The sequence below is a fragment of the Actinoallomurus acanthiterrae genome (assembly GCF_054775715.1).
Genome location: NZ_BAAHCO010000001.1, coordinates 5,554,076 through 5,566,971, shown reverse-complemented (window position 1 = coordinate 5,566,971; position 12,896 = coordinate 5,554,076). Strand labels below are relative to the sequence as shown.

Here is a 12,896-nt window from a genome sequence, read left to right as displayed (position 1 = left end):
GAAGTGTGCTGAACAGGGCCGATGCGGCCCGTTCAGCAAGCTAGGCGCGGTCGCGGCCGGCGCCGGGGCCCGAAGGGACACACTTCGACGGCAGCGGTGCATCCGAAAGTAGGAAGAGCCGTCATCCTCGAGTCGGCCTTCCACCAGATGGAAGGGGCATGGCCGCGACGGCTCTTCGAGCGTGACGCTGAGGCCACCTCCACCTGCGGAAAGAGGGGCCGATGACGTCTTTCGCGAGAAATCAGTGGTACGTCGCCGCGTACGGCCGAGAGGTCGGCCGTGACCTGCTGGCGAGGACGGTGCTGGGCGAGCCGCTGGTGCTCTACCGCACCGAGGCCGGCGACGTCGTGGCGCTCACCGACCGGTGCGTGCACCGGAGGTTCCCCCTGTCGGAGAGCCGGCTGGACGGCGACCGGATCGTCTGCGGCTACCACGGCTTCACGTACGCGCCGGACGGCGGCTGCGTCTCCGTACCAGGTCAGAAGCGAATTCCCCGCACCGCACGGGTGCCCTCCCACCCCGTCGTCGAGCAGGACTCCTTCGTGTGGGTCTGGATCGGCGACGGCGCGCTCGCCGACCCGGCGGGCATCCCCCGGGCGCCCTGGCTGGCCGACCCGGAGTGGACGACGGTCAGCGGGATGGAGCCCCTGAACGCCCGGTACGGACTGCTGGTCGACAACCTCCTCGACCTGTCCCACGAGACGTACCTCCACGGCGGCTACATCGGCACGCCCGAGGTCGCCGACACGCCCATCACCACCGAGGTCGACGAGACGGCCGGGATCGTCCGGGTCGGCAGGCACATGCACGGCGCCGAGTGCCCGCCGTTCTACTCCCGGTCCACCGGCGTCGAGGGCCGGATCGACCGGTTCCAGGACATCGAGTACCACGCGCCCTGCCTGTACGTCCTGCACAGCCGGGTCGCGCCCACCGGCGTCACGCCGGGCCCGGACGGCGACGACAGTGGCGCCTTCCACGTCGAGGTCGTCTACGCCATCACCCCGTCGACCGAGCACACCACGTACGACTTCTGGGCCGTCGCCCGCGACTTCGCCCGCGACGACGAGGAGGTCAGCGCCTTCCTGCGGGAGTCCAACCGCACGGTGGTGCTCCAGGACGTCGAGGCGCTGAACACGCTGGAGAAGGTCATCGCCGCCGAACCCGACGGCTACCAGGAGCTCAGCATCAACATCGACACCGGCGGCCTGGCGGCCCGCCGGATCCTGGCGCGCCTCGCCGCCGGCGAGGAGACCCCGGCCGGGGCCGTCGCACGATGACCGGCCCGCAGCCCCCCGGGCCCGTCTACCGCGTGCGCTGGCGGCCCGGCACCGACACGCTGCTGGGCACCTGCCACTGCGGCGCCGAGCACAGCGCCCAGGATCCCGTCGAACTGTGGGACTGGCTGCTCGCGCACCCCGCCGGACACCGTCCGCCGGCCGCGGCCGAGCCCTCCGGAGACCCCTCGCTCACCGGCGGCGCGGCGACCGGCTGAGACGGGCCCGTACGACCCCGAGCGTCCGCGGCACCCGTACGCCCCCGAGTGTCCGACGCGCACGTACGACCCCGCGCGCCCGACCCGCACGTACGACCCCGCGCGCCCGGGCGCGCGCCCGTAGTGCCACAAGTGCCTGAGACGCGCCGTAAGGGATGCCGTCCGCGGAGGCGGCGTCCCGTGCACCGAGAAAGGCGGCATCGACCGTGAACAACGCCGAAGACGACACCGAGGTGGTCGTCGCCGGGCGGGACCGCGCCGCCGACGGCGTGGTCCGCCTGACGCTCCGCCGGCCGGACGGCGGGCCACTGCCCGGCTGGGAGCCCGGCGCCCACATCGACCTGCTCCTGGCCGACGGCCTCGTCCGGCAGTACTCCCTGTGCGGATCGCCGGCGGACCGTACGGCCTGGCGGATCGCCGTGCTCCGTGAGCCGGACGGCCGTGGCGGCTCCGCGCACGTCCACGACCGGCTCGTCGAGGGCACCTGGCTGCGGGTGCGCGGCCCCCGGAACAACTTCGCCCTGCGGCCCGCCGACCGCTACCTGTTCGTCGCCGGCGGGATCGGGATCACGCCGTTGCTGCCGATGGTGGCGGCCGCCGGGCGGGCCGGCGCTCGATGGCGGCTGCTGTACGGCGGCCGCACGCGCGCGTCCATGGCCTTCCTCGACGAGCTCGCCGCCCATGGCGACGCGGTGAGCGTACGGCCGCAGGACGAGACGGGGCTGCTGGACCTGGACGCTTTCCTGGCCGATCCCGACGACCGCACGCTGGTGTACTGCTGCGGCCCCGAGCCGCTGCTGGCCGCCGTCGAGGAGCGGTGCCGCGCGGGATGGCCGCCGGGCGCCCTTCAGGTCGAGCGGTTCCGGCCGAAGGAGGAGACCGCTCCGGCGGGGACGTCGTCGTTCGAGGTGGCGCTCGCCCGATCCAGGCGGACGCTGACCGTGCCACCGGACCGGAGCGTCCTCGACGTCCTCCGGTCCGCCGGGGTGGAGGTCCTCTACTCCTGCACCGAGGGCACGTGCGGGACATGCGAGACGGACGTCCTGGAGGGCGAGCCCGACCACCGCGACTCGGTGCTCACCGAGGAGGAGCGGGCGGGCGGCGAGACGATGATGATCTGCGTCTCCCGGTCGTGCGGGCCCCGCCTGGTCCTCGACCTGTGACCACGATATTCGGCACAGTCTTGACGACGGTGAAAAAACAGCCATACATTCGTGCCGTTCCTCCGTGTGTCCCAGGACACATCTCTCCCGAGAACGGAGCGCTTCCGTGCCTCGACGCCTCCTCCGCATCCCCGCCGTCACCGCCGCTCTCGCCCTCGGCGCGGCCGCCCTGACCGGAGCCGCCTCCGCCGCCACCCCCTCCCACCTCGGCGGCACGCTCGCCGACGGCGCCACCTGGGTCGCCGACCTGCCCGCCCGCTGGAACGGCACGCTCCTGCTGTTCAGCCACGGCTACGGGCCGACGGCGGCACAGGACGCGCCCTCCGACGGCGCCCGCACGGCCCTCCTCGCCGAGGGGTACGCGCTCGCCGGCTCCTCGTACGATCCGCACGGCTCCTGGTGGGCGCTGAACAGCGCCGAACGCGACCAGTTCGCCACCCTGGACGCCTTCACCCGTACGGTCGCCCGGCCCGCCCGGACCCTGTCGGTCGGGCAGTCGATGGGCGGGCTGGTCAACGCCCGGATCGCCCGCGACGGGGGCGGTCGCGTGGACGGCGCCCTCGGCCTGTGCGGGCTGGTGGCCGGCGGCGTCGACCTGGACGACTACCAGTACGACGCCGAGTACGCCATCGCCTCCCTGCTGCTGCCCGGCCAGGACGTCCCGCTCAGCGGGTTCGCCGACGCCGGCGCTGCCGCCGCGACCGCGCAGCGGCTGACCGCGGCCGTCACCGCCGCGCAGGCGACTCCCGCAGGGCGGGCCCGGATCGCGCTGGCCGCCGCGTACCTCAACCAGACCGACTGGGCCCCGGGCCAGAACCCGCCGTCCGCCGGCGACGCCGAGGGCCAGGAGGCGCAGCAGTTCGCCTGGCTGAGCCAGGGACTGCTCGCGTTCATCGAGAACGGCCGCTGGTCCATCGAGCAGTCGGCGGGCGGCAACACGTCCTTCAACGCCGGCGTCGACTACACCGCGCTGCTGCACAAGTCCGAGCACGCCCCCGAGGTACGGGCCCTCTACCGGAAGGCCGGCCTGGACCTGCGCGCCGATCTGACGGCGCTGACCCGGGGCGCGCGCCTGCACGCCGACCCGCGGGCGCGGCGCGCGCTGCAGGCCACCTCCACCGCCGGCCAGGGCCTGGCGGTGCCGCTGCTCGACCTGCACACCACCGCCGACCAGCTGGTCCCCGTCGAGCAGGAGGCGGCGTTCGCCGCACGGGTCCGGGCGGCCGGCGACGGTGCCCGGCTCCGCCAGGCGTACATCGCCCGTCAGGGCCACTGCTCGTTCACCACCGCCGAGACGGTGGCGGGCGTGCACGCGATCGACCATCGCGTCGCGACCGGACGCTGGGACGACGTCGCCGAACCCGCCGCCCTGCAGCGCGCCGCGCTGGCGCTGAACCTCGGCGGCGCCGCCTTCGTCCCCTACCGGCCCGGCCGCCTCGTCGGCGCCCGCGACCGCTGAGCCGCCGACCCGACCGTCCCACCCGGGTGCGCTGCTTCCGGGCCGACCCACCTCGTCCGCGACGGCCGAGCCGCCGCCTCCCTGCCCGCCACCTCGTCGGCGGCCGCAGAGCCGCCCCTTTCCCGGCCGGGCGAACCGCCGCCGGCCCGGGAGCCCCGTCCCACCGCTCTTCTCCCAGGAATCCTCATGTCGCTGCGCGAACACTCCGACCCGGGGCCGGCCAGGCTTCCCCTCGGCACGCTCATCGCAGGCTGCCTCGCCGTCTGCCTCGCCCAGATCTCCCTCGCCATCCCGGCCACCCTCAACGGCCTGTTCCAGGAGGACCTGCACCCGATCGGCTCGCAGCTCACCTGGATCTCCGACGCGTTCCTCCTGCCCGTCTCCGTGCTCGAACTGACCTTCGGCGTGCTCGGCGACCTCTTCGGCCGCAAGCGGCTGCTGGTCGGCGGCTCGGCGCTGATCGTCCTCGGTGAGGTCGTCGCCGCCGCGAGCCACGGCGTCCACCTGCTCTGGGCCGGTCAGGCGATCGCCGGCCTCGGCGCGGCCGCGCTGTTCCCGACCTCGCTGGCGATGGTCGCCGCCGGGACCCGCACGCACCAGGCCCGGTCCCGCGCGATCGCGACGTGGGCGGCGTCGCTGTCCACCGGCGGATTCATCGCGCCGGTGCTCGGCGGCATCACCGGGAACTACGGCTCCTGGCGATGGGCGTTCGTGGTCGTCACGCTGATCGCCGTCGTCAGCACCCTGGTCAGCCTCCTGCTGGCCGCCGACTCCAGCGCGCCAGAAGGACGCTCGCTCGACCTGGGCGGCCAGGTCACCATCGGGATCGGCCTGTTCGCGCTGCTGTACGCGGTCATCCAGGGGCCGACCGACGGCTGGGGCTCCGCGCCGGTGATCACGGCGTTCGTCATCGCGGCGGTCTTCGTCGTGCTGTTCATCGTGGCCGAGCGCCGGGCCCGTTCTCCCCTGCTGCGCCTGGAGCTGTTCGCCAACCGGGCGTTCGCGATCGCGTCGTTCGTCGCCGTGGTCGGCATGTTCAGCTTCCTCGGCACGGCGTACGCGACGAGCATCCGGCTCGGCCCGATCCAGCACCAGAGCCCGCTGCGCTCCTCGGTCGCGTTCCTGCTGCTGAACGGCCTGGCGCTGGTCCTGCTCCCCGTGACGTCCCGCCTGCTGGAGCGGATGGCCGGCCGCTGGATCCTCACGGTCGGCCTGGCGCTGATGGCCGCCGGCGACTTCCTGGCGGCGGCGCTGCCCGTCTCCGACCGGGCGCTGACCTCCCTGGTGCTGCCGCTCGGTCTCGTCGGCGTCGGTTTCGCGCTGACCGTCTCCTCCATCACCGCCACCGCCGTGAACACGGTGCCGATCCACTACGCCGGCATGGCCAGCGCCGCGACGAGCCTCCTGCGCGACTTCGGCTTCACGCTCGGCCCGGCGGTGATCGGCGCGGTCGCGCTGAGCCGGGCGGCCTCGCAGTTCACCACCGGGCTGGCCGCCGCGTCGCTGAGCCCGCAGGTCAAGGCCGCCGCCGGGCACGTCGCCGCCGAAGGCGGCCCGCTCGCCGTGAACTCCGTCCCGCCCTCCTCGCCGCCGGGCGGAGCCGCGCCCATCGCCCTGGACGCCCTGGGCCACGGCTACGCCATCGGCTACGTCGTCTGCGGCGCTGCGGCGCTGGTCTCCTGCCTGCTGGCACTGCTCGCGCTGCACGGTCGCGAACAACACGCCGAGGCGGGCGAGATGCCGACGGCCGGTGCGACGGCCGCCACCTGACGCGGACTCCCCGCTCCGTCCGGTGTGGTCCGGCAGCCGCCGCGGGGACGTGTGAGCGGCGGCCCGTGGTCCGGGCGCTGAAAAGCGTGAGCGCGCCGGCGGGGCTTTCGCCTCGCCGGCGCGCCGGACGTACGCCGATCTACCCTGCCTGGACCGACGATGCTCCCGAGTCGGCGGGCACTGCGCTGCTCCCCCGCCCGCCCAGATACCCCGACAGCGGCGAGAGGCGGTACGTGAGGAGGTACACGACGGCCGCGACGGCCGCGCCGACGTAGTAGGAGACGTCACCGAGACCCGGATACGCCTTGGCCACCGGACCGGTCCACACGTTGGACACCCAGAACGGAAGGGACGCCGCGCAGCCGATCAGCCAGGCGAGAAAGCCCCACTCGAAGGTCCGCGAGCGGTCGTACAGTTCGTTGATCTTGTTGACCCGATCGGTGAGGAAGTAGTCGAGGAAGACGACGGTCACCCAGGGCGCGATGAGGTAGCCGGACGCGACGAGGAAGTCGTGGAACTTGGTGTAGATGTCGCCGCTCAGCCACAGCGACAGCACCATCGTCAGAACGGTCGCGACGACCGCGGCGGTCCGGCGGGACACCGGCACCCGCAGGGTCAGCAGGGAGATCGCGCCGCCGTACAGGTTGAGTCCGTTCACGGGGAAGGTCGAGACGACGATGGTGAGCATCGCCAACGGGGCGAAGCCACCGGTCAGGTGCTTGACCGACTCGATGACGCCGGCCTTGCCCGCCGCGCTGGCGACCAAGGCACCGATGGCGCCGAGCCAGAAGATCGCGCAGAAGTTGCCCGCCGCGGTGTTGAGCCGCACCCGGCGGCCCGGCGTGTCGGCGGGGAGGTACCGGGAGTAGTCGGAGGCGAAGGGCGCCCAGGCGAGCAGGAAGGAGAAGAAGTATCCGGCCGAGGTGATCCAGCCGCCCGCCACCCCGACGTAGAAGGCCGCGTGCGGATCGGCGTGCGTGGTCCAGTGCGCCTTGGTCAGGGCCACGATCGTGATCGCGACGAACAGGACGCCGAGCAGGACGCTGCCGATCCGGTTCACAAAGTGGATCATGTTGTACCCGAACACGACCAGCAGTCCCTGCAGCACCGAGATGGCGACGATCCCGGCCCAGAACGGAACCGGCAGCAGTTCCTTCAGGGCCTGCGCGCCGATGATCGTGTTGACCACGGCCCAGCCCACCGCGGCGAAGACGTTGACGATCGCGACGGGCGGATAGTTGCCGTAGTAGCCGAGCGCCCCGCGGGCCTGCACCTGCTGTGGCAGGCCGAGCCGGGTGCCCATGGCGGCGAGCACGCCCATGAGCAGGGCGCCCGCCGCGGTGCCGACGGCGATAGCCAGCAGGGCCTGGGGCAGCGACAGCCCGAAGTAGATCGGCCAGAACCCGAGCAGGAGCAGGGGCAGGGTGAGGTTCCCCCCGAACCACGTGAAGAACTGCGAACTGGGCCTGCCATGCCGTTCGGCGTCGGGAATGTGGTCGACGCCGTACGGCTCGACTTTGGCGATTGCGTCACGGTAGCCGCGGTCCCCCGTGTCAGCAGCAGAGTCGATGTGGGCCATGGGGCGCTCCGTATCTCGATCGACTTGCATGGTAGGCACGAGATTCGACCCAGATCGTCGGCGATGTCAATAGCTCGGCGCGAATTCAGGTAACGCGATCTACCTGGGCAGAAGGTAATGAGCCCGCAACGTCTTGACGCACAGCGACGCTCAACTTACCGTCTCGTACCATGCAAGAGTCCTCCAGAACAGCCGATCCCGGAAGACGGGCACTCCGCAACGGCGGTGTCAGCATCCAGGCCGGCGTCGCCGACAAGCTCCGCCGGAAGATCACCATGGGCGACCTCACCCCCGGATCGAGCCTGTCCGAGGTGGCCCTCGCCGAGGAGTTCGGCGTCAGCCGCACGCCGGTCCGCGAGGCTCTCAAGCAGCTGCAGACGGAGGGGCTGGTCGAGATCCGGCCGCGCGTCGGCACCTTCGTCTCCACCCCGTCCCGCCGGGAGATCACCGAGCTGTTCCAGATGAAGGAGCTGCTGGAGGCCGCCGCCGCCCGCCTGCTGGCCTTCCGCGGCCAGGTTCCCGAGCTCGATCGGCTCCGCGCCAGCGTCCACGCGGCCGACGCGGCGGTCGCCGCCGGTGACGTGGAGCGCTACGCCGAGCTGGTGCACGAGTTCCACGAACTGCTCATCGAGGGCGCGGACAACGGCAAGCTCGAGGCCCACTACCGCATCCTGATGAACCAGCTGGCCTACCACCGCTTGGTGCGCACGTCCCTTTCGCAGCCCAGGCGCCTGGCCAACTCGAACGCCGAGCACCACCGCGTCCTGGAGTACATCGAGGCCAAGGACGGCGACGGCGCCGAACGCGTGATGCGCGAACACGTCCGGGCGAGCCATCAGGCGCTCGTGGCCGGAATCGAGACCCAGGACCGCGCCAGCGCGGATGAAGAGGAAAGGTGACCCGTATGCGCTTCTCGATCTTCCACAACCTCGGCGCGCCGGGACGTTTGGGCGAATATCACGAGCTCATGGATGAGGCACGGGAGTTCGCCCGCGCCGCCGACCAGGCCGGATTCTGGTCGATCTGGTACACCGAGCACCATTTCGGCCACGAGGGATTCGAGATCACGCCGAACCCGGTGCTCATGGGAGCGGACATCGCCGCCCGTACGAGCCGCATCCGGATCGGGCAGGCGGCCAACATCGCCACCTTCTGGCATCCGCTGCGCCTCGCGGAGGACATCGCGATGCTCGACCGGCTGTCCGGCGGCCGGGTGGAGGTCGGAGTCGGCCGGGGTCTGTACGGCCGGGAGGCCCTGAACCTCAACGCGCTGGCCGATCCGCGTGACGAGGAGCAGAACCGCGCGCTGTTCGAGGAGACCCTCGAGATCATGCAGCAGGCGTGGAGCGGTGAGTTCTTCGCGCACAAGGGCCGGTTCTACGAGTTCCCCGCGCCGGGTGTCCGTTGGAGCCACCCGCTCTCCCCCGCGACCCCCGACTACACCGAGGACGGCGTCATCACCAAGATGGCCGTCACCCCGCGGCCGCTGCAGTCGCCCATGCCGCTGTGGCAGGTCATCGACTCTCCCCGGTCGATCCGGTGGGCGGCCGAGCGCGGCATCCAGGGCATGTTCTGGCTTCCGCCGGTCTCGGCGCTCAAGGAGCGCTTCGCGTTGTACCGGGACGCCGCGAGTGAGGCGTCCGGCCGCGAGTACGCGCTCGGCGAGGGCATCGGGCTGGTCCGTGACGTCTACGTCGCCGACACGATGGAGCAGGCCCGGCGGGAGTTCGAAGAGTCGGTGATGACCACCTACCGGTGGATCATGCACTGGCGGGGGCTGCGCAACCTGATGAACGCCGGCGAGGAGCTCACCGACGAGCACGAGCTGTCGTTCGACTTCCTGTTCCCGCGCAACATGCTCGTCGGCACCCCCGAGTACGTCACTGAGAAGATCGCCGAGCTGCGCGACGAGATCGATCTCCAGCACCTGCTGCTGTGGACGACCCATCCCGGCCTGCCGCACCGGAACGCCATGCGGAGCCTGGAGTTGTTCGCCGAGAAGGTCATGCCGCAGTTCTCCGGGACGCAGGGCGGCTGACCGTGGACCCGCTCATCCGCAAGATCGTCGTGATGACCGAGGACGTCGTCGCCGAGCTCGGCCGCCCGGTCGACCGGATCAGCCGCCGCGCCGTGGCCGCCGCGGTCATCCGCAACCCGTGGCACGGCCGCGGGCACGTCGCCGACCTCCAGCCCGAGGTCCGCGACGTGGCCCCCCTCCTCGCCCGGGCGCTGACCGGCCGGCTGATCGAGGCGCTGGGCGGCGCCGACCGGATCGAGGCGTTCGGCAAGGCGGCCATCGTCGGGGTGGACGGCGAGACCGAGCACGGCTCCGCGCTGATCCACACCCCGTACTTCGGCGATGTCCTCCGCGACGCCGTCGACGGCACCTCGATCATCGTCTTCTCCGAGCAGCGCGCCGCGCCGGGCACACCGCTGACGGTGCCGATGTGGCACAAGACCGCGAGCGCCACCCGCTCGCACTACCAGACAGTGGAGATCCGCGTCGGCGACGCTCCGCGCCCCGACGAGATCGTCGTCATCGCCGCCGCGTCGTCCGGCTCGCGGCCCAACGCCCGCATCGGCGACCGCACCACCGACTCCGCCGTCGAGATCACCGAATTGGAAGGCGCCGCCCCATGAACGTCCGGAAGATCGTCACCTTCGTAGAAGAGATCCACTCCGAGGGCGGCAACGCCGTACGGCCCGCCGCCCGCACCGCCGTCGTCCTCGCCGTCATCGAGAACCCCTGGGCCGGAGAGGGATTCGTCGACGACCTGGGCCCGTTGATCGACAAGGTCGCCCCCGAGCTGGGCGCCCTGCTCGCCCCACGTGTCGTCGAGGCCCTCGGGGCGCCGGTCGAGGCGTACGGCAAGGCCGCGATCGTCGGGCTGGACGGCGAGGTCGAGCACGGCTCCGCGCTGATCCACACCCTGAAGTTCGGCGACCACTTCCGTACGGCGGCGAACGCCACCACGCTGCTGCCCGCCGTCGAGAAGCGCGCCCCGGCCGGGACGGTGTTCGACATCCCGCTCAAGCACGTCACCGACGCGACGACGAGGTCGCACCATCAGACCGTCGAGGCGCGGGTCGCCGACGCGCCCCGCGCCGACGAGATCGTCGTCGGTCTCGCCGCCGCCGCCCAGGGACGGCCGCAGGCGCGGCTCGCACCGCTGTCGAGCGAGCAGTGATCCATCACCGGACGACCGGCCAGGGTCCGGACCTCGTGCTGATCCACGGGGTCGGGCTCGACCGGTCGATGTGGGACCGATGTCTGCCGGAGCTCGCGCGGCACCACCGGGTCACGGTCGTCGACCTTCGCGGGCACGGCCGTTCGCCGCGGGCCGAGCCGGGCGTCACGGCGGCCGATCTCGCGTCCGACGTCGCCGAGGTGGTGGCCGATTCCTCCCACGTCGTCGGGTTCTCGCTCGGCGCCCTCGTCGCCCAGGAGCTCGCGCTCGCGGCCCCGGACCGCGTGCGCAGCCTGACCCTGGTCGGCTCGGTCGCCGGCCGTGACCCGGAGGAGGCCGCCGCGGTGCGTGCCCGGCTCGAACGGGCCGCCGCCGACTTCGAGGGCACCGCCCGTGCGGCGGTGGAGCGCTGGTTCTCCGGCGAGTGGAGCGCCCGGGAGCCAGAGTTGCGCCGTGAGGTGCTCGCCACGCTTCTCGCCAACGACCGGACGTCGTACCTCGCCTGTTATGAGGTCTTCGCCACCGCCGACCGGGACCTGTGGCCCCGCCTCGGCGAGATCTCCGCGCCCACCCTGGCCGTGACCGGATCGGACGATCCCGGCTCCACGCCCGCAATGACCCGGCGCCTCGCCTCGGCGATCCCCGAGGCCGGGTCCCTGATCATCCCGGGAGCACGGCACCTGCTGCCGCTCGAGCGGCCCGCCGAGCTCTGCCATGCAATCCTCACCCATGTCAGGAGCGCCAGTGCCGACATCCGCCACGACCCTTCCGCGGCATCAGCATCACATCGGGGGTGAGCAGGTCGCCCCGGAGAGCGGCGAGTACTTCCCCAGCTTCAATCCGGCGACCGGCCGGCCGTGGTACGAGGCGGCCGAGGGGAACGCCGCCGACGTGGACCGCGCCGTGCGCGCCGCCCGCGCGGCGTTCGAGGACCCGCGCTGGCGCGGTCTGACCGCCACCCGGCGCGGCCGGCTGCTGCGCCGTCTCGGCGACCTGATCGGCGAGCACGCCGAGGAGCTCGCCCGGCGGGAGTCGATGGACAACGGCAAGCTGCTGCGGGAGATGCGCGGGCAGCTGGCCGTGCTGCCGGAGTACTACTACTACTTCGCCGGGATCGCGGACAAGGTCGGCGGCGAGGTGCTGCACACCATGGATCCCGCGATCTTCAACTACACGCGGCGTGAGCCGGTCGGCGTGGTCGGCGCCATCACGCCGTGGAACTCCCCGCTGCTGCTCACCTCCATGAAGCTCGCGCCGGCGCTCGCGACCGGCAACACCGTCGTCGTCAAACCGTCCGAGCACACCTCCGCCTCCCTGCTGGGGCTGGTCGCGCTGCTGGACGAGGCGGGCTTCCCGCCCGGCGTCGTCAACGTCGTCACCGGACACGGGCGCCCGGCGGGAGCCGCGCTGATCGAGCATCCGGGCGTCGACAAGGTCGCGTTCACCGGCAGTACGGAGACCGGGCGGGCCATCGCCGGGATCGCCGGCTCCCGGCTGGCCCGCGTCAGCCTCGAGCTCGGCGGCAAGTCGCCGAACATCGTCTTCTCCGACGCGGACCCGCGCAGCGCCGCCATGGGGATCGTCGCGGGCATCTTCGCCGCCGGCGGGCAGACCTGTGTCGCCGGATCGCGGGCGTTCCTGCACGAGGACGTGCATGACGAGGTGCTGAGCCTGGTCACCGAGCGGGCAGCCGCGATCCGCCTCGGCGACCCGCTGGACGACTCCACCGAACTCGGTCCGCTGGCCCTCCGCGAACAGCTGGAGAAGGTCCGCCACTACGTCGGGCTCGGCCTGGAGGAGGGCGGCAAGGTCGTCCTCGGGGCCGCCGAACCCGAAGGACTCGGCGACGGCTGGTACTACCAGCCGACGATCTTCACCGAGACCGACAACACGATGCGGATCTGCCAGGAGGAGATCTTCGGACCGGTGCTGACCGTCATGCGCTTCCGGGGCGAGGAGGAGGCCGTCGCCCTCGCCAACGCCACGTCGTACGGGCTGGCGGCCGGCGTCTGGACCCGTGACCTCGCCCGCGCCCACCGGATGGCGGCCGCCATCGACGCGGGCACGGTATGGGTCAACACCTACCGCGCCATGTCACCGCTGTCGCCGCTCGGCGGTTTCAAGCAGAGCGGCCTCGGCAAGGAGAACGGACCCGAGGTGATTCATGAGTACACCCGCGTCAAGAGCGTCTGGATCAACACCAGCGACGAGCCCATGGCCGACCCCTTCGTCATGCGCTGATCAG

At 72.1% G+C, this 12,896-nt stretch carries 12 protein-coding genes; 11 read left to right on the top strand and 1 reads right to left on the bottom strand.

The genetic code is table 11. The features are described from left to right. The first annotated feature begins 221 nt into the window (after nt 1-221). The 5 genes from ACYVF7_RS26375 to ACYVF7_RS26355 all read left to right on the top strand — a co-directional run bounded on the left by ACYVF7_RS26375 (nt 222) and on the right by ACYVF7_RS26355 (nt 5,884). Nucleotides 222-1,277 (top strand): aromatic ring-hydroxylating dioxygenase subunit alpha, encoded by a 1,056-nt coding sequence (locus ACYVF7_RS26375; RefSeq protein ID WP_460345969.1) that lies wholly within the window; start codon nt 222-224, stop codon nt 1,275-1,277. Next, the gene (locus tag ACYVF7_RS26370; RefSeq protein ID WP_460345966.1) at nt 1,274-1,492 is read left to right on the top strand and encodes a hypothetical protein; all 219 of its coding nucleotides are present in this window, start codon (nt 1,274-1,276) and stop codon (nt 1,490-1,492) included. Before ACYVF7_RS26375 ends, ACYVF7_RS26370 begins: the two co-directional genes overlap by 4 nt. 206 nt (nt 1,493-1,698) lie before the next feature. After that, complete coding sequence (locus tag ACYVF7_RS26365; protein WP_460345963.1) at nt 1,699-2,655, top strand: PDR/VanB family oxidoreductase; 957 nt, start codon at nt 1,699-1,701, stop codon at nt 2,653-2,655. Nucleotides 2,656-2,761: 106 nt separating this feature from the next. Beyond that, complete coding sequence (locus ACYVF7_RS26360) at nt 2,762-4,114, top strand: hypothetical protein (protein WP_460345960.1); 1,353 nt, start codon at nt 2,762-2,764, stop codon at nt 4,112-4,114. Between the two features lie 186 nt (nt 4,115-4,300). After that, nucleotides 4,301-5,884: an MFS transporter gene (locus ACYVF7_RS26355; protein ID WP_460345957.1), complete on the top strand. Its 1,584-nt coding sequence runs from the start codon at nt 4,301-4,303 to the stop codon at nt 5,882-5,884. 139 nt (nt 5,885-6,023) lie between these two features. On the opposite strand, the gene ACYVF7_RS26350 is transcribed toward ACYVF7_RS26355, so the two are convergent. Next, a complete protein-coding gene (locus ACYVF7_RS26350) occupies nt 6,024-7,463 on the bottom strand; it encodes a purine-cytosine permease family protein (RefSeq protein WP_460345954.1) in 1,440 nt (479 codons plus the stop codon). A 170-nt stretch (nt 7,464-7,633) separates the two neighbouring features. On the opposite strand from ACYVF7_RS26350, the gene ACYVF7_RS26345 reads away from it, so the two are divergent. The 6 genes from ACYVF7_RS26345 to ACYVF7_RS26320 are packed head-to-tail and all read left to right on the top strand — an operon-like array spanning nt 7,634 to nt 12,892. Further along, nucleotides 7,634-8,362 carry a GntR family transcriptional regulator gene (locus tag ACYVF7_RS26345; protein ID WP_460345951.1) on the top strand — a complete coding sequence of 243 codons (729 nt, stop codon included), beginning with the start codon at nt 7,634-7,636 and terminating at the stop codon, nt 8,360-8,362. Between the two features lie 5 nt (nt 8,363-8,367). Next, entirely contained in the window at nt 8,368-9,501 is a 1,134-nt protein-coding gene (locus ACYVF7_RS26340) for an LLM class flavin-dependent oxidoreductase (RefSeq protein WP_460345949.1), read from the top strand. A 2-nt stretch (nt 9,502-9,503) separates the two neighbouring features. Further along, the gene (locus tag ACYVF7_RS26335) at nt 9,504-10,103 is read left to right on the top strand and encodes an amino acid synthesis family protein (protein WP_460345946.1); all 600 of its coding nucleotides are present in this window, start codon (nt 9,504-9,506) and stop codon (nt 10,101-10,103) included. Further along, nucleotides 10,100-10,651 carry an amino acid synthesis family protein gene (locus ACYVF7_RS26330; RefSeq protein ID WP_460345943.1) on the top strand — a complete coding sequence of 184 codons (552 nt, stop codon included), beginning with the start codon at nt 10,100-10,102 and terminating at the stop codon, nt 10,649-10,651. Before ACYVF7_RS26335 ends, ACYVF7_RS26330 begins: the two co-directional genes overlap by 4 nt. Then, entirely contained in the window at nt 10,648-11,448 is an 801-nt protein-coding gene (locus ACYVF7_RS26325; RefSeq protein ID WP_460345940.1) for an alpha/beta fold hydrolase, read from the top strand. Before ACYVF7_RS26330 ends, ACYVF7_RS26325 begins: the two co-directional genes overlap by 4 nt. Next, on the top strand, nt 11,396-12,892 hold the full coding sequence (locus tag ACYVF7_RS26320; RefSeq protein WP_460345937.1) for an aldehyde dehydrogenase: 1,497 nt from the start codon (nt 11,396-11,398) through the stop codon (nt 12,890-12,892). Before ACYVF7_RS26325 ends, ACYVF7_RS26320 begins: the two co-directional genes overlap by 53 nt. Nucleotides 12,893-12,896: the final 4 nt, after the last annotated feature.

Excerpts from the sequence above, each read along its gene's own strand:
- ACYVF7_RS26355 (WP_460345957.1), top strand. The coding sequence starts at position 4,301 with ATGTCGCTGCGCGAACACTCCGACCCGGGGCCGGCCAGGCTTCCCCTC.
- ACYVF7_RS26330 (WP_460345943.1), top strand. The coding sequence starts at position 10,100 with ATGAACGTCCGGAAGATCGTCACCTTCGTAGAAGAGATCCACTCCGAG.
- ACYVF7_RS26375 (WP_460345969.1), top strand. The coding sequence starts at position 222 with ATGACGTCTTTCGCGAGAAATCAGTGGTACGTCGCCGCGTACGGCCGA.
- ACYVF7_RS26345 (WP_460345951.1), top strand. The coding sequence starts at position 7,634 with ATGCAAGAGTCCTCCAGAACAGCCGATCCCGGAAGACGGGCACTCCGC.
- ACYVF7_RS26350 (WP_460345954.1), bottom strand. The coding sequence starts at position 7,463 with ATGGCCCACATCGACTCTGCTGCTGACACGGGGGACCGCGGCTACCGT.
- ACYVF7_RS26370 (WP_460345966.1), top strand. The coding sequence starts at position 1,274 with ATGACCGGCCCGCAGCCCCCCGGGCCCGTCTACCGCGTGCGCTGGCGG.
- ACYVF7_RS26340 (WP_460345949.1), top strand. The coding sequence starts at position 8,368 with ATGCGCTTCTCGATCTTCCACAACCTCGGCGCGCCGGGACGTTTGGGC.